The following is a 16,049-nucleotide window of genomic DNA, read 5'->3' on the forward strand; positions in this document are numbered from 1 at the left end:
CGGGTGTCACTTCACCGGCTCGGGCTCCGGCTCGTTCTCGCTCTCCGGCTCGCCCGCCGGGTCGACCGGTGTCCTGACGGAGTCGAGGAGGAGCTGGGCGACGTCCACGACCTGGATGGACTCCTTGGCCTTGCCCTCGTTCTTCTTGCCGTTGACCGAGTCGGTCAGCATGACGAGGCAGAACGGGCAGGCGGTGGAGACGATGTCCGGGTTGAGGGAGAGGGCCTCGTCGACGCGCTCGTTGTTGATGCGCTTGCCGATGCGCTCTTCCATCCACATCCGGGCGCCGCCGGCGCCGCAGCAGAAGCCGCGCTCCTTGTGGCGGTGCATCTCCTCGTTCCGCAGGCCCGGGACCTTGCCGATGATCTCGCGCGGGGGCGTGTAGATCTTGTTGTGGCGGCCCAGGTAGCACGGGTCGTGGTAGGTGATGATGCCCTCGACCGGGGTGACGGGGACGAGCTTGCCCTCGTCGACCAGGTGCTGGAGCAGCTGGGTGTGGTGGATGACCTCGTAGTCGCCGCCGAGCTGCGGGTACTCGTTGCCGATGGTGTTCAGGCAGTGCGGGCAGGTCGCGACGATCTTCTTCGCCGACTTCGGCTTCCTCGACTCGGCGGTGACCTTGCCCTCGTCGTCCAGCTCCTCGCCGAACGCGGTGTTGAGGGCCATCACGTTCTCCATGCCGAGCTCCTGGAAGAGGGGCTCGTTGCCGAGGCGGCGGGCGGAGTCACCGGTGCACTTCTCGTCGCCGCCCATGATCGCGAACTTCACGCCCGCGATGTGCAGCAGCTCGGCGAAGGCCTTGGTGGTCTTCTTCGCGCGGTCCTCCAGGGCACCGGCGCAGCCGACCCAGTACAGGTACTCGACCTCGGTGAGGTCCTCGATGTCCTTGCCGACGACCGGGATCTCGAAGTCGACCTCCTTGGTCCACTCCAGGCGCTGCTTCTTCGCCAGGCCCCAGGGGTTGCCCTTCTTCTCCAGGTTCTTGAGCATCGTGCCCGCCTCGGACGGGAACGCGGACTCGATCATGACCTGGTAGCGGCGCATGTCGACGATGTGGTCGACGTGCTCGATGTCGACGGGGCACTGCTCGACGCAGGCGCCGCAGGTGGTGCAGGACCACAGCACGTCCGGGTCGATGACGCCGTTCTCCTCGGCGGTGCCGATCAGCGGCCGCTCGGCCTCGGCGAGCGCCGACGCGGGGACGTCCTTGAGCTGCTCCTCGGACGCCTTCTCCCCGCCCTCCGCGTTCTTGCCGCCGCCGGCCAGCAGGTACGGCGCCTTGGCGTGGGCGTGGTCCCGCAGGGACATGATCAGCAGCTTGGGGGAGAGCGGCTTGCCGGTGTTCCAGGCGGGGCACTGCGACTGGCAGCGGCCGCACTCGGTGCAGGTGGAGAAGTCCAGCAGGCCCTTCCAGGAGAAGTGCTCTATCTGGGAGACGCCGAAGACGTCGTCCTCGCCCGGGTCCTCGAAGTTGATCGGCTTGCCGCCGGAGGTCATCGGGAGCAGGGCGCCCAGTGAGGTCTCGCCGGTGGCGTTGCGCTTGAACCAGATGTTCGGGAACGCGAGGAAGCGGTGCCAGGCGACGCCCATGTCGGTCTTCAGGCCGACCACGATCATCCAGATGAAGGAGGTCGCGATCTTCAGGCCGGCGAAGAAGTAGGTGAGGTTCTGGAGCGTGGCGGCGTCCATGCCCTTCAGCCACGCCACGACCGGGTACGAGATGAAGAAGGAGGCCTCGTAGCCGTCGACGTGGTGCTGGGCGCCTTCGAGGGCGTGCAGCATGAAGATGCAGACGCCCACGATGAGGATGACGGTCTCGACGAAGTACGCCTGGCCGGTGTTGGAGCCGGCGAAGCGGGACTTGCGGCCCGGCTTGTTCGCCTTGCTCAGCTGGCGGACCACGACCAGGATCGCGATGCCGAGGATCGTCGTCGTGCCGATGAACTCGACGAAGACGTTGTACGGCGCCCAGTCGCCGATGACCGGCAGGATCCAGTCGGCCTTGAAGAGCTGGCCGATGGCGTTGACGATCGTCAGCAGCAGCGTATAGAAGCCGATCGCCACGAACCAGTGCGCCACGCCGATGACGCCCCAGCGGTTCATCCGGGTGTGGCCGAAGAACTCCCGGGCCACGGTGAGGGTGCGCTGAGCGGGGTCGTCGGTCCTCGTCCCGGCCGGTACCGGCTGGCCGAGCCGCATGAAGTTGTAGATCTGGAGGAGGGCGCGGCCGAACAGTGCCACGCCGACCACGATCAGGACCAGCGACACGATGATCGCGGCGAGTTGCATTGGGGCTCCTGAGGCGGCCTGAGTCAGCTGGGCAACATTACTAAGCGGTAACTTATGGAGTCCGTCCGAGACTACCTCCATCTTCCGCCGGGATGCAGTACAGCACGGGGTGATCTGGGTCGCCGAGCGGCAATCGGATCGTGTTATTCATACCGATTTGATACTTTCGCCCCTACCGTGGTGCAGTGCTCTACGGGATCGCCGCCGCCACCGCCGCCCTCCTGCTGACCGCCGTGCTCACGGCGCTGCTGCGGGGGGTCGCGCTGCGGGCGGGCATTGTCGACCGGCGTATGCAGCGCCGGATGCCGCTGCTCGGCGGGCTCGCCGTGGTGACCGTCACGTGTCTCGTCGCCTGGGTCGGGGAGTCGACCCGGATCGCCCCGCTCGGGGACGGGGTCGGCCGGCTGCTGGTCGTCGCCGCCGTGCTCGCCGCGCTCGGCCTGGTCGCCGACGTGTGGCGGCTGCGCGCGCGCGTGCTCGTCGCCGGTACGGCCGTGGCGGCGGTCTGTGTCGTGCCGTACGAGGAGACGGGCGCGGCGGGCGGGCTCCTCGCCATCGGCTGGATCGTCGCCGCCTCCCTCGCCTTCAAGGGCCTCGACCACGTGGACGGGCTGGCGGGAACCGTCGGGGTCATCACCGCCTTCGGGGCCGGGGCCTGTGCCGCCGCCGAGGTGCTGGACGGGCTCGCCGCGCTGCTGAGCGTGTTCGCCGCCGCCCTGACCGGCTTCCTGATGCACAACTGGCCGCCCGCGCGGATCGGGCTCGGCTCCTGCGGCGCGCTGTTCACCGGCTTCCTGCTGGCGTCGTCGCTCGTCCTCACGCGCGCGGGCTACGGCCTCGCGGCGAGCTCGGCCGTGACGGCGTGCTTCGGCGCCGTCGCCGTCGCCGACGCGCTGCTCGTCGCGCTCGCCCGGCTGCTGGCCCGCCGGCCGCTGCTGCGGCGCGGTCCCGACCATCTCGCACACCGGCTGCGCCGGCTCGGGCTCACTCCGGCGGGCGCCGTCGTGCTGCTGGGCGCCGGCTCCTTCTCCACGGTGCTCGTGGGGGTGCTCGTGCACACCGGGTGGACGGGGGAGGAGGCCGCGCTGTGGGTGGCCGGAGGGGCGTTGCTCGTCGTCGGCGTACTCCTTCGTATCCCTGTCCAGCGGTCCCGGGGGACGGAAACCATGCAGGTCAGCGGCCAGTTGCGTGTAAGGAACGGATAAGACTTGAGCCCTATCGACTCAGGTCTGTTGACCGTGCGCGGGGAGTCGTGCACACTTGAGTCCGTTCCACTCAAGTCAGCTGGAGGAATCAACCATGGCACGTGCGGTCGGCATCGACCTGGGCACGACTAACTCCGTCGTCAGCGTTCTGGAGGGCGGCGAGCCCACCGTCATCACCAACGCCGAGGGCGCCAGGACCACGCCGTCCGTCGTCGCCTTCGCCAAGAACGGCGAGGTGCTCGTCGGCGAGGTCGCCAAGCGCCAGGCGGTCACGAACGTGGACCGGACCATCCGCTCCGTGAAGCGCCACATGGGCACGGACTGGAAGATCGAGCTCGACGGCAAGCAGTTCAACCCGCAGCAGATGAGCGCCTTCATCCTGCAGAAGCTGAAGCGCGACGCCGAGGCCTACCTGGGCGAGAAGGTGACCGACGCGGTCATCACCGTCCCGGCGTACTTCAACGACTCCGAGCGTCAGGCGACCAAGGAGGCCGGCGAGATCGCGGGCCTGAACGTCCTGCGCATCGTCAACGAGCCGACCGCCGCCGCGCTGGCGTACGGCCTCGACAAGGACGACCAGACGATCCTCGTCTTCGACCTCGGCGGCGGCACCTTCGACGTGTCCCTGCTGGAGATCGGCGACGGCGTCGTCGAGGTGAAGGCCACCAACGGCGACAACCACCTCGGCGGTGACGACTGGGACCAGCGCGTCGTCGACTACCTGGTCAAGCAGTTCCAGTCCGGTCACGGCGTGGACCTGTCCAAGGACAAGATGGCCCTCCAGCGCCTGCGTGAGGCCGCCGAGAAGGCCAAGATCGAGCTGTCCTCGTCCACCGAGACCTCGATCAACCTGCCCTACATCACGGCGTCCGCCGAGGGCCCGCTGCACCTGGACGAGAAGCTCACCCGCGCCCAGTTCCAGCAGCTGACGGCCGACCTGCTGGAGCGCTGCAAGACGCCGTTCCACAACGTCATCAAGGACGCAGGCATCTCCATCAACGAGATCGACCACGTCGTTCTCGTCGGTGGCTCCACCCGTATGCCCGCCGTCGCCGAGCTCGTCAAGGAGCTGACCGGCGGCAAGGAGGCCAACAAGGGTGTGAACCCGGACGAGGTCGTCGCCATCGGCGCCTCGCTCCAGGCCGGTGTCCTCAAGGGTGAGGTCAAGGACGTCCTGCTCCTCGACGTGACCCCGCTGTCCCTCGGCATCGAGACCAAGGGCGGCATCATGACCAAGCTGATCGAGCGCAACACCACGATCCCGACGAAGCGTTCGGAGATCTTCACGACGGCCGAGGACAACCAGCCGTCGGTGCAGATCCAGGTCTACCAGGGCGAGCGCGAGATCGCGGCGTACAACAAGAAGCTCGGCATGTTCGAGCTGACCGGTCTGCCGCCGGCCCCGCGCGGTGTCCCGCAGATCGAGGTGTCCTTCGACATCGACGCCAACGGGATCATGCACGTGACCGCCAAGGACCTGGGCACGGGCAAGGAGCAGAAGATGACCGTCACCGGCGGCTCCTCGCTGCCGAAGGACGAGGTCGACCGGATGCGCCAGGAGGCCGAGCAGTACGCGGAGGAGGACCACCGCCGCCGCGAGGCCGCCGAGTCCCGCAACCAGGGCGAGCAGCTCGTCTACCAGACCGAGAAGTTCCTCAAGGACAACGAGGACAAGGTCCCGGGCGAGATCAAGACCGAGGTCGAGGCCGCCGTCGCCGAGCTGAAGGAGAAGCTCAAGGGCGACGACACCGCCGAGATCCGCACGGCCACCGAGAAGGTCGCGGCCGTCTCGCAGAAGCTGGGCCAGGCCATGTACGCCGACGCCCAGGCCGCGCAGGGTGCTGCGGGTGCCGAGGGCGCCCAGCAGGCCAAGGCCGAGGACGATGTTGTCGACGCCGAGATCGTGGACGACGAGAAGCCGAAGGGTGCCGCGTGATGTCGGAGGAGACCCCGGGCTTCGAGGAGAAGCCCGACGTCCCCTCCGGCGCGACCCCCGACGACGCCGAGTCGAAGGCCGCCCCCGAGAAGGGGGCGGCCCCGGCCGGGGACGGAACCGCAGACGTGGGCCTGGTGGCCCAGCTGGACCAGGTGCGCACGGCGCTCGGCGAGCGCACGGCGGACCTCCAGCGCCTCCAGGCCGAGTACCAGAACTACCGCCGCCGGGTCGAGCGGGACCGGATCACGGTCAAGGAGATCGCCGTCGCGAACCTCCTGACCGAGCTTCTGCCCGTGCTCGACGACATCGGCCGCGCGCGGGAACACGGCGAACTGGTCGGCGGCTTCAAGTCGGTCGGCGAGTCGCTGGAGACCGTGGCGGCCAAGCTGGGCCTCCAGCAGTTCGGCAAGGAGGGCGAGCCCTTCGACCCGACGATCCACGAGGCCCTGATGCACTCCTACGCGCCGGACGTCACCGAGACGACCTGCGTGGCGATTCTCCAGCCCGGGTACCGCATCGGCGAGCGCACCATCCGCCCCGCGCGGGTGGCCGTCGCCGAGCCGCAGCCCGGCGCGCAGACCGTCAAGGCCGACGGAGCCGAGGACACGTCCGAGGCGAAGAAGACCGGTGTCGGCGACGACAAGGAGAACGGTGGCCCGGAGGAGGGCTGACGTCATCACCGCAGACAGGAAGGAGGGACGTCGGGGATGAGCACCAAGGACTTCATCGAGAAGGACTTCTACAAGGTCCTCGGCGTCCCCAAGGACGCCACCGAGGCCGAGATCAAGAAGGCGTACCGGAAGCTCGCCCGCGAGTTCCACCCGGACGCCAACAAGGGCAACGCCAAGGCCGAGGAGCGCTTCAAGGAGATCTCCGAGGCGAACGACGTGCTCGGCGACCCCAAGAAGCGCAAGGAGTACGACGACGCGCGCGCCCTGTTCGGCAACGGCGGCTTCCGCCCCGGGCCGGGCGCCGGCGGCTCCTTCAACTTCGACCTGGGCGACCTCTTCGGGGGCGCGGGCAGCACCACCACCCAGGGCGGAGGCTTCGGCGGCGGGCTCGGTGACGTCTTCGGGGGTCTGTTCAACCGCGGCGGCACCGGTGCGACCCGCACCCAGCCGCGCCGCGGCCAGGACATCGACACCGAGGTGACGCTCAGCTTCACGGAGGCCATCGAGGGCGCCACGGTGCCGCTGCGGATGTCCTCCCAGGCCCCCTGCAAGGCCTGTTCGGGCACCGGCGACAAGAACGGCACACCGCGCGTGTGCCCGACCTGCGTCGGCACCGGCCAGGTCGCGCGGGGCTCGGGCGGCGGCTTCTCGCTCACCGACCCCTGCCCCGACTGCAAGGGCCGCGGCCTGATCGCCGAGCACCCCTGCGCGGAGTGCAAGGGCAGCGGGCGGGCGAAGTCGTCCCGCACGATGCAGGTCCGCATCCCGGCGGGTGTCACCGACGGGCAGCGGATCCGGCTGCGCGGCAAGGGCGCGCCCGGCGAGCGGGGCGGACCGGCGGGCGACCTCTACGTGGTCGTGCACGTCGGCGAGCACCCGGTGTTCGGGCGCAGGGACGACAACCTCACGGTCACCGTGCCGGTCACGTTCGCCGAGGCCGCTCTCGGCGGCGAGGTCCGGGTGCCGACCCTCGGCGGCCCGGCCGTCACCCTGAAACTGCCGCCCGGCACGCCCAACGGCCGGACGATGCGCGCCCGCGGCAAGGGTGCGGTCCGCAAGGACGGCACCCGCGGCGATCTGCTGGTCACCGTCGAGGTGCGTGTCCCGAAGGACGTGTCGGGGAAGGCTCGTGATGCGCTGGAGGCGTATCGCGAGGCGACCGCGGGCGAGGATCCGCGGGCGGAGCTGTTCGAGGCGGCGAAGGGAGACTGAGAGAGATGGACGGCCGTCGACGTAACCCGTATGAACTGACCGAGGAGACCCCGGTCTACGTCATCTCGGTGGCGGCCCAGCTCTCCGGACTCCACCCGCAGACGCTGCGCCAGTACGACCGGCTCGGCCTGGTCTCCCCGGACCGCACCGCGGGCCGGGGCCGCCGCTACTCGGCCCGCGACATCGAACTGCTCCGCCAGGTGCAGGCGTTGTCGCAGGACGAGGGCATCAACCTGGCCGGAATCAAGCGCATCATCGAACTGGAGAACCAGGTCGTCGCGCTCCAGTCCCGCGTCGCGGAGCTGGAGGCGGCCCTGGACGGCGCGGCGGCCGCGATGCAGCAGCGCGAGGCCGCCGTCCACGCCTCCTACCGCCGCGACCTGGTGCCGTACCAGGAGGTGCAGCAGACCAGCGCGCTGGTGGTGTGGCGGCCGAAGCGGCAGCGCAACGACTGACGCGTCCGCGCGCAGACACCTCCGAAAGGGGCCCGGATTCCGGGCCCCTTTCTTTGCCTTCTCATGAACTCCCGTTGGATGGAGGGTCCGTAAAGGGCGTTTGAAGGTGATTCCGCTGCTCCTTCACAGGTGCAGCGGAGCGTGGTGTTGCGCACTCGTTAAGTAGTTCTTCTTGACGCCGGGTATGCCCTCCGCGTTGTCTTTTCAGACACCTCAAACGCACCTGAAGTGAGCCCTCGCATGCGTCGTATCGCCATAACCGTGGCCGCGTCCACGATGACCCTCTCGCTTGCCGGCTGCGGCATGCTGAACGCGACGGGGAGCGGGGCGAGCGCGAGCCCGAGCAAGGGCAACGACCTGACCGTGGGCCTGCTGCTGCCGGAGACGACGAACACCCGCTACGACAAGTTCGACTACCCCATCATCAAGTCCCAGGTCGCCGAGCTCACCAACAAGCGGGGCAAGGTCGAGTACGCCAACGCCGGCGCGGACGCGTCCAGACAGGCCCAGCAGCTCCAGACGATGATCGACGACAAGGTCGACGTCGTCCTGCTCGACGCGGTCGACGCGCACGCGATCGCCCCCGAGGTGCAGAAGGCCAAGGACGCGGGCATCCCGGTCATCGCCTACGACCGGCTCGCCGAGGGCCCGATCGAGGCGTACGTCTCCTTCGACAACGAACTGGTCGGCGAGGTGCAGGGCCGCAGCCTGCTGGAGGCGCTGGGCTCGCACGCCGACACCTCCGACAAGATCGTCATGGTGAACGGCTCGCCGACCGACCCGAACGCCAAGCAGTTCAAGCAGGGCGCGCTCTCCGAGCTGAACGGCAAGGTGACGATCGCCGCGTCGTACGACACCACCGACTGGAAGCCGGAGAACGCCGAGGCCAACATGGCCAAGGCGATCGGCCAGATCGGCAAGAACAACATCGCCGCGGTCTACTCCGCCAACGACGACATGGCCGGCGGCGTCATCAAGGCCCTGGAGGCGGCCGGCGTCACCTCCCTGCCGCCGATCACCGGCCAGGACGCCTCGCTGGAGGGCGTCCAGCGGGTCGTGGCCGGCGAGCAGTACATGAGCGTCTACAAGTCCTACCCGGACGAGGCCCAGGCCGCGGCCCAGATGGCCGTCGCCAAGGTCCAGGGCAAGGACATCCAGTTCGACGCCCTCACCCAGGACAAGGCCGACAGCCCCACCACCAAGAACATCCCGGCCAAGCTGATCCAGCCGATCGCGCTGACCAAGAGCAACATCAAGTCCACGGTCATCTCGGACGGCATCTACACCGTGGGCGACATCTGCACGGTGAAGTTCAGGGCGGCGTGCACGGCGATCGGTCTGAGGTAGCGGTCACCGCCCCGGCGTTCATCCTCGGCCCGTTCACCTTCCGCCCGTTCGTCGTCCGCCCGTTCGTCTTCCTGCGCAGGCAAGAGCCGGAGCCCGGTCGATATACGGGCATAACAGCCGTTTCCGGCAGCCCTGTCGGGGAGAGCCGTGTTGCGGACCCGGTCGGCGCCGCGCATAGTTGCGCTGCGGAAGTGGCAGCACACCGGGGGTGAAATGGGCGATGGCCGGGCGCGGGGCGGAGGAGCATCCACACGGCGCCGACCGACTGTGCGCGGCCGGCGACCGGTTGTATTCCCGGGCCGTACGCCGCGGGCGGGTGCCCCGCGATGACGTCGAGACGGTGCCCTGCCTGCTGGAGCTGGCCCTGCTGCACCCGGACCCCGACGACATGGACTGGCTGGTGCCGACCTCCCCGCAGGAGGTCATGACCCGGCTGCTGCGCGGGGTCTACGACGAGGTCAGCGCGAGCCAGCGCCGGATGGGCTCGGCGGTGGCCGCGTTCGAGTGGTACGCCGGGCTGGGCCGTCAGTTGCACGCGCTGAGGGGCCCCGCCGAGGGCAGTGCGATCCGCGTGCTGGACGGCCTCTCCCGGATCCAGGCGGCGATGGACGAGGCGACCGAGGCGTGCACGGCCGAGGTGCTCACCGTGCAGCCCGGCGGCATCCGCCGTGAGGCGGAACTGACGGAGGGCCTGCACCGCGCCCTGGCCCTGCGCGGCCGGGGCGTGCGCATGCGCGATCTCTACACCCATGTGGCCCGCCACGGCCAGGGCCTGCTCAACTACCTGGAGCTGATGGGCGACACGGTGGAGGCCCGCACCCTGGACGAGGTCATCGACCGGCTGATCCTCTTCGACCGCACGGTGGCCTTCATCCCCGCCAACGCCGACCGCACGATGGCCCTGGAGCTGCGTCATCCCGCGCTGGTGGAATACCTGGTCACGGTCTTCGAACGGCTCTGGCGCCTCGCCATCCCCCTGACGGCCCCGCTCCCCGACACCGGCATCGAGGGCATCTCCCACCGCGAGCAGTCCATCGCGGCCCTGCTGGCGGAGGGGCACCAGGACGCGGTGATCGCCGAACGCCTCGGCATCAGCGTCCGCACCTGCCGCGCCCACATCGCCCGCCTCTCGGAGACCCTGGGCGCCGCCAGCCGGACCCAACTGGGTGTGCGCATCGCCCAGGTGGGCCTGGACGTCCACCGGCCCGGGCCGCCGTCGGCGCCCGCGGCCTTCACCACTCCCGACCAGGAGTCCCCGACCGTGCGCTGAACGGGCCGGGGCGTGCTCCTTTCGGCCGTCACCGCTCCCGGTCGAGGATGCCGGACTGGGCGATGAGGTAGCCGAGTTGGGCGCGGCTGCCGCTGCCGAGGGCCTGTGCGAGCTTGGCGATGTGGGCCCGGCAGGTGCGGACGTTCATGCCCAGGCGGCGGGCGATGGCCTCGTCCACGTGTCCCTCCACGAGGAGTTTGGCGATGGAGTGCTGGATCTCGGTGATGCCGTCGGGCGCCGTCTCGTAGCGGCCGCCGGCGCTCAGCGGGACCGCCCGGCCCCACATGAACTCGAACACCTTGATGAGGTAGCGGACCAGGCCCGGATGGCGCAGCTCCAGCGCGACCTGCTGGTCGTCCCGGGTCGGGATGAAGGCGACCGTCTCGTCGCAGATGATCAGGCGTTCCACCAGCTCGTCGATGGAGCGGTACTCCACCTTGCCGTCGGCGAGCTCCGCCGCGTAGGCCAGCTTCTCCGGGCTGTAGCGGGCCGTGTGCTGATACAGCGTCCGGATCCGCACGCCCCGCTCTATGAGCGGCCTGTCGCGTTCCAGCCCGCGCAGCACGCTGCGTTCGGAGACGCGGTCGCTCGGCTGGACGGTGAGCATCTCCGTGTGGCACTGGGCCGTGGCCAGGTTGAGCGCGGTGTTGATGCGCTCACCGCCCTCCAGCACCGTGATCGAGCCGCCGCCCGGCGCCGACTGGCCGTTGATGGACATGAACGGCTCGAAGGCGGTGGAGATGTCGGTGGCCAGCTGGCGGCGCTCGGTGATCTCGCGTTCGAGGGGGTTGAGGCGCTGGGCGAGGGCGAGGGCCGGCGGCACGGGGCGCAGCCAGTCCGGATCGTCCGGATCGGGATGCAGCAGGGCGAAGTCCATCAGGCAGGGAGCGGGCTCCGCTTCCGCGCGCGCGATCCGTCCCGCCCGCAGCGCGGCCGCATACAGGCGACTGCCTTCCTCACACAGCTCGTTCACGGGGTGGGGATGTGTCGCTTTTGAGTGATTCGTTGTCAAATCTCCACCCCCCAGGGTCCTGAACATGCAGGAACATGATGCACCGATTGTGTGGCCATGACGTGCCCGAATGAGCCATCGTCGTACGTGACGGGGGAAAAGGGGACCTTCAAGTGAGGACGAAGCCGATTATGCGTAACAGACTGCTTCGCTCGGTGCTTGTCGCCGCCTTCTCCGCCGTTGCAGCCCTCGGTGCGCTGAGTGGCTTCGCCGCCGCAGGAAAGAGCGAGGTTCGAGCGAACAGCACCTGGCCCGCGGTGGTTGCGAACCCCGCGAACAGTACGTGGCCCGTCGCGAGCTCCGCGACCAGCAGTACCGATTCCGTGACCGATGGAGCCGGGAGCTGACGTGACCACTCCACCCGACGACCGATCCTTTCGCCGCGAGATGGCCACGGCCTACCGCTCCGGCTGGCACTTCATCGACCTGGTCACCGCCATCCCCCACAGCGGTGACTCGTTGATGGTGACGGTGTTCGGAGAGCCGGTGGTCGTGACGCGGGACGAGGACGGGGATCTGCGGGCGTACCGGTGCCTGCGCAAGCCGCGTGGCGCGCCCCAGCCGGTGCGCTGCGCCATCCGGTACGGAATGATCTTTGTGAACCTGGACCAGCGGGACCACCGGCTTGCCGAGCCGGCGGAGCCTGACCTGCGAACCATCTCGGCCACCCCCCGCAGTGCCTGACGCGATTCCCCCGTCGTAAAAGATCGCTCAGGTGCTTCCCCCCGCAGCGGCGTCACCGTGACCTGAACACGGTGACGCCGCTGTAGTTTTTGGGGACATTTCGGGGTATGGGCGCGCTTCCACGGTGGCTGAAAATGCTCGGTCATCTCGCCCATTCCGTCCGAGCCCCGCGTCCCGCCGTCAAAGCCCCGCCGCTCACCGCCGGGGTCCCGCGTCTCACCCGTGCCCCAGTGCCCGCTCGATCTCGATCTCGATCACCACGCGCGCCGGATTCGGCCCCGGGGTCCGCTCGTAGCGCTCGGCGTAGCGCCGTACCGCCTCCGCGACCCGCTCCGGCTCCGTCCGGACCCGGGCCCGCCCCTCCAGGGTGGCCCAGCGCCGGCCGTCCACCTGGCACACCGCCACCCGGGCGCCCGCCGCGCCGGCCGCGCGCACATGCCGCACCTTCACGCTGGTCCCGTTGGTGATGATCCGGGCCAGCCCGGCCTCCGCGTCGTACGTGACACCGACCGGCACCACGTGCGGGCTCCCGTCGGGCCGGAGCGTGGTCAGGGTGCACAGGTGGCGTTCCCGCCAGAACGTCAGGTACTCCTCAGAGTGCTTCGCCATGCCCCGCAACCTAGTCCCCGCACGGTCTCCCCTCACCTTGAGCGGAATAGACTCAACTTTGTGTACGCTGACTAAGTCAGCACTGGAGAGAAGAGTCGCGCAGGAGGAGAACGGACACGTGGACGCCGAGCTGACCAACAGGAGCCGGGACGCGATCAACGCGGCGAGCAAGCGGGCCGTGACCGAGGGACACCCGGACCTCACCCCTGGCCATCTGCTGCTGGCGCTGCTCCAGGGCCAGGACAACGAGAACATCGTCGATCTGCTCGCGGCCGTCGACGCCGACCAGGCCGCCGTGCGCTCCGGTACCGAGAAGATCCTCGCCTCGCTGCCGAGTGTGGCCGGATCCACCGTTGCGCCGCCGCAGCCCGACCGTGAACTGCTGGCCGTGCTCGCCGACGCCGGCGAGCGCGCCAAGGAACTCGGCGACGAGTACCTGTCCACCGAGCACCTGCTCATCGGCATCGCCGCCAGGGGCGGCCGGGTGGCCGAGGTGCTCCGGGCGCAGGGCGCCGAGGCGAAGAAGCTGCTGGAGGCCTTCAGGAAGGCCAGGGGAGGACGCCGCGTGACCACCGCCGATCCCGAGGGCCAGTACAAGGCCCTGGAGAAGTTCGGCACCGACTTCACCGCCGCCGCCCGCGAGGGGCGGCTGGACCCGGTGATCGGCCGGGACCAGGAGATCCGGCGGGTCGTGCAGGTGCTCAGCCGCCGTACGAAGAACAACCCCGTCCTCATCGGCGAGCCCGGCGTCGGCAAGACCGCCGTGGTCGAGGGCCTCGCCCAGCGCATCGTCAAGGGCGACGTCCCCGAGTCCCTCAAGGACAAGCGGCTGGTCTCCCTCGACCTCGGCGCGATGGTCGCCGGCGCCAAGTACCGGGGCGAGTTCGAGGAGCGGCTGAAGTCCGTGCTCGCCGAGATCAAGGACTCCGACGGGCAGATCATCACCTTCATCGACGAGCTGCACACGGTGGTCGGCGCGGGCGCCGGCGGCGATTCGGCCATGGACGCGGGCAACATGCTCAAGCCCATGCTCGCCCGGGGCGAGCTGCGCATGGTCGGCGCCACGACGCTGGACGAGTACCGCGAGCGGATCGAGAAGGACCCGGCCCTGGAGCGCCGCTTCCAGCAGGTGCTGGTGGCGGAGCCGACCGTCGAGGACACCATCGCCATCCTGCGCGGCCTGAAGGGCCGTTACGAGGCCCACCACAAGGTGCAGATCGCGGACAGCGCGCTGGTGGCCGCCGCGACCCTCTCCGACCGCTACATCACCTCCCGCTTCCTGCCCGACAAGGCCATCGACCTCGTCGACGAGGCCGCCTCGCGCCTGCGCATGGAGATCGACTCGTCCCCCGTGGAGATCGACGAACTCCAGCGCGCCGTCGACCGGTTGAAGATGGAGGAGCTGGCGATCGCAAAGGAGACCGACCCGGCCTCCGTCGCCCGCCTGGACAAGCTGCGCCGCGACCTCGCCGACAAGGAGGAGGAACTGCGCGGCCTGACCGCCCGCTGGGAGAAGGAGAAGCAGTCCCTCAACCGGGTCGGCGAGCTGAAGGAGAAGCTGGACGACCTGCGCGGCCAGGCCGAACGCGCCCAGCGCGACGGCGACTTCGACCGCGCGGCCAAGCTGCTCTACGGCGAGATCCCGACGCTGGAGAAGGAGCTGGAGGAGGCCTCCGAGGCCGAGGAGGAAGCCGCCAGGGACACCATGGTCAAGGAGGAGGTCGGCTCCGACGACATCGCGGACGTCGTCGCCGCCTGGACCGGCATCCCGGCCGGCCGCCTGCTGGAGGGCGAGACGCAGAAGCTGCTGCGCATGGAGGACGAGATCGGCAAGCGCCTCATCGGCCAGAGCGAGGCCGTCCGCGCGGTCTCCGACGCCGTACGGCGCTCCCGCGCGGGCATCGCCGACCCGGACCGCCCCACCGGCTCCTTCCTCTTCCTCGGCCCGACGGGCGTGGGCAAGACGGAGCTCGCGAAGGCCCTCGCCGACTTCCTCTTCGACGACGAGCGGGCCATGGTCCGCATCGACATGTCGGAGTACGGCGAGAAGCACAGCGTGGCCCGCCTGGTCGGCGCGCCCCCCGGGTACGTCGGCTACGAGGAGGGCGGCCAGCTCACCGAGGCCGTCCGCCGCCGCCCGTACACCGTCGTCCTGCTGGACGAGGTGGAGAAGGCCCACCCCGAGGTCTTCGACATCCTGCTCCAGGTCCTGGACGACGGCCGGCTCACCGACGGGCAGGGCCGCACGGTCGACTTCCGCAACGCCCTCCTGGTGCTCACCTCCAACCTGGGCAGCCAGTACCTGGTCGAGCCGACGACGAGCGAGCAGGTGAAGAAGGAGCAGGTACTGGAGGCCGTCCGGGCCTCCTTCAAGCCCGAGTTCCTCAACCGGCTGGACGACCTGGTGGTCTTCTCCGCGCTCGACAAGTCCGAGCTGGAGCGGATCGCACAGCTCCAGATCGACCGCCTCGGCCGGCGGCTGGCCGAGCGCCGGCTCACCCTGGACGTCACGCCCGAGGCGCTGGCCTGGCTCGCGGAGGAGGGCAACGACCCGGCGTACGGCGCCCGGCCGCTGCGCCGCCTGGTGCAGAGCGCCATCGGCGACCGGCTCGCCCGCGAGATCCTGTCCGGCGAGGTCAAGGACGGTGACACGGTGCGGGTGGACCGCTTCGGCGAGGGCCTGCTGGTGGGCCCGGCCACCGGCAAGACGCTCTAAGGGAGGTGGATTGTCGGCCCTGGGCTGACACGGGGCGCCGGGGCTTGCCTCCCCCCTCCCCGGATGGGGGAGGATGGCGGAATCCAATGAAGGGAAATTCACGGTGAGCATCGACCCGTCCTCGATTCCGAACTTCGGGGGCCAGCCCGAACCGCAGCCCCAGGGACCGGCGGGCCCCGTCCTCCCGGATCAGGACCTCGTGAAGCAGCTCCTCGACCAGATGGAGCTGAAGTACGTCGTCGACGAGGAGGGCGACCTCGCGGCCCCGTGGGAGCAGTTCCGCACGTACTTCATGTTCCGCGGGGAGGCCGACCAGGCCGTCTTCTCGGTGCGGACCTTCTACGACCGCCCGCACAAGATCGACGAGAAGGCCCAGCTGCTGGAGTCCGTCGACGACTGGAACCGCCGAACCCTGTGGCCCAAGGTCTACACCCACACCCACGACGACGGCACCGTCCGCCTCATCGGCGAGGCGCAGATGCTGATCGGCACGGGCGTCGACATCAACCACTTCGTCTCCTCGACGGTCAGCTGGGTGCGGGCCGCGATCGAGTTCGACAAGTGGCTCGTCGAGCAGCTCGGCCTGGAGCCGGACGCCGACCAGGGTGAGCAAGGCGAGACGCCCGAGGGCGACGCGGAGTAG

Annotated in this window: 13 protein-coding genes; 10 read left to right on the top strand and 3 right to left on the bottom strand. The window is 69.5% G+C overall.

Annotation, left to right across the window (positions count from 1 at the left end; genetic code table 11):
* Positions 1-6: 6 nt before the first annotated feature.
* Entirely contained in the window at positions 7-2,289 is a 2,283-nt protein-coding gene (locus tag ACZ4MF_RS05900) for a (Fe-S)-binding protein (protein WP_467490166.1), read from the bottom strand.
* A gap of 185 nt (positions 2,290-2,474) precedes the next feature.
* Between ACZ4MF_RS05900 and ACZ4MF_RS05905 the strand changes: the two genes are divergently transcribed.
* From ACZ4MF_RS05905 to ACZ4MF_RS05935, 7 genes are all read left to right on the top strand, one after another.
* Positions 2,475-3,494, top strand: coding sequence for an MraY family glycosyltransferase (locus ACZ4MF_RS05905; protein WP_467490168.1), 1,020 nt, complete (start codon positions 2,475-2,477; stop codon positions 3,492-3,494).
* A gap of 94 nt (positions 3,495-3,588) precedes the next feature.
* On the top strand, positions 3,589-5,430 hold the full coding sequence (gene dnaK, locus ACZ4MF_RS05910) for a molecular chaperone DnaK (RefSeq protein WP_356029833.1): 1,842 nt from the start codon (positions 3,589-3,591) through the stop codon (positions 5,428-5,430).
* Entirely contained in the window at positions 5,430-6,101 is a 672-nt protein-coding gene (gene grpE, locus ACZ4MF_RS05915; RefSeq protein WP_467490170.1) for a nucleotide exchange factor GrpE, read from the top strand. The genes dnaK and grpE overlap by 1 nt, the downstream gene beginning before the upstream one ends.
* A gap of 36 nt (positions 6,102-6,137) precedes the next feature.
* Positions 6,138-7,313: a molecular chaperone DnaJ gene (dnaJ, locus tag ACZ4MF_RS05920; RefSeq protein ID WP_467490172.1), complete on the top strand. Its 1,176-nt coding sequence runs from the start codon at positions 6,138-6,140 to the stop codon at positions 7,311-7,313.
* A 5-nt stretch (positions 7,314-7,318) separates the two neighbouring features.
* Complete coding sequence (locus ACZ4MF_RS05925; protein ID WP_362822377.1) at positions 7,319-7,768, top strand: heat shock protein transcriptional repressor HspR; 450 nt, start codon at positions 7,319-7,321, stop codon at positions 7,766-7,768.
* A gap of 240 nt (positions 7,769-8,008) precedes the next feature.
* Entirely contained in the window at positions 8,009-9,115 is a 1,107-nt protein-coding gene (locus tag ACZ4MF_RS05930) for a sugar ABC transporter substrate-binding protein (protein ID WP_467490174.1), read from the top strand.
* A gap of 220 nt (positions 9,116-9,335) precedes the next feature.
* Positions 9,336-10,385, top strand: a complete 1,050-nt coding sequence (locus tag ACZ4MF_RS05935; RefSeq protein WP_467490176.1) for a helix-turn-helix transcriptional regulator — start codon at positions 9,336-9,338, stop codon at positions 10,383-10,385.
* Between the two features lie 28 nt (positions 10,386-10,413).
* On the opposite strand, the gene ACZ4MF_RS05940 is transcribed toward ACZ4MF_RS05935, so the two are convergent.
* Positions 10,414-11,424, bottom strand: a complete 1,011-nt coding sequence (locus tag ACZ4MF_RS05940) for a helix-turn-helix transcriptional regulator (RefSeq protein WP_467490178.1) — start codon at positions 11,422-11,424, stop codon at positions 10,414-10,416.
* 321 nt (positions 11,425-11,745) lie between these two features.
* On the opposite strand from ACZ4MF_RS05940, the gene ACZ4MF_RS05945 reads away from it, so the two are divergent.
* Entirely contained in the window at positions 11,746-12,081 is a 336-nt protein-coding gene (locus ACZ4MF_RS05945) for a Rieske (2Fe-2S) protein (protein WP_079172852.1), read from the top strand.
* 216 nt (positions 12,082-12,297) lie between these two features.
* On the opposite strand, the gene ACZ4MF_RS05950 is transcribed toward ACZ4MF_RS05945, so the two are convergent.
* Complete coding sequence (locus ACZ4MF_RS05950) at positions 12,298-12,690, bottom strand: pyridoxamine 5'-phosphate oxidase family protein (RefSeq protein WP_467490180.1); 393 nt, start codon at positions 12,688-12,690, stop codon at positions 12,298-12,300.
* 118 nt (positions 12,691-12,808) lie between these two features.
* On the opposite strand from ACZ4MF_RS05950, the gene clpB reads away from it, so the two are divergent.
* On the top strand, positions 12,809-15,406 hold the full coding sequence (gene clpB / locus ACZ4MF_RS05955) for an ATP-dependent chaperone ClpB (protein WP_467490182.1): 2,598 nt from the start codon (positions 12,809-12,811) through the stop codon (positions 15,404-15,406).
* A 103-nt stretch (positions 15,407-15,509) separates the two neighbouring features.
* Positions 15,510-16,049, top strand: a complete 540-nt coding sequence (locus ACZ4MF_RS05960) for a YbjN domain-containing protein (protein ID WP_467490184.1) — start codon at positions 15,510-15,512, stop codon at positions 16,047-16,049.

Source organism: Streptomyces sp. NPDC025793, assembly GCF_055558375.1.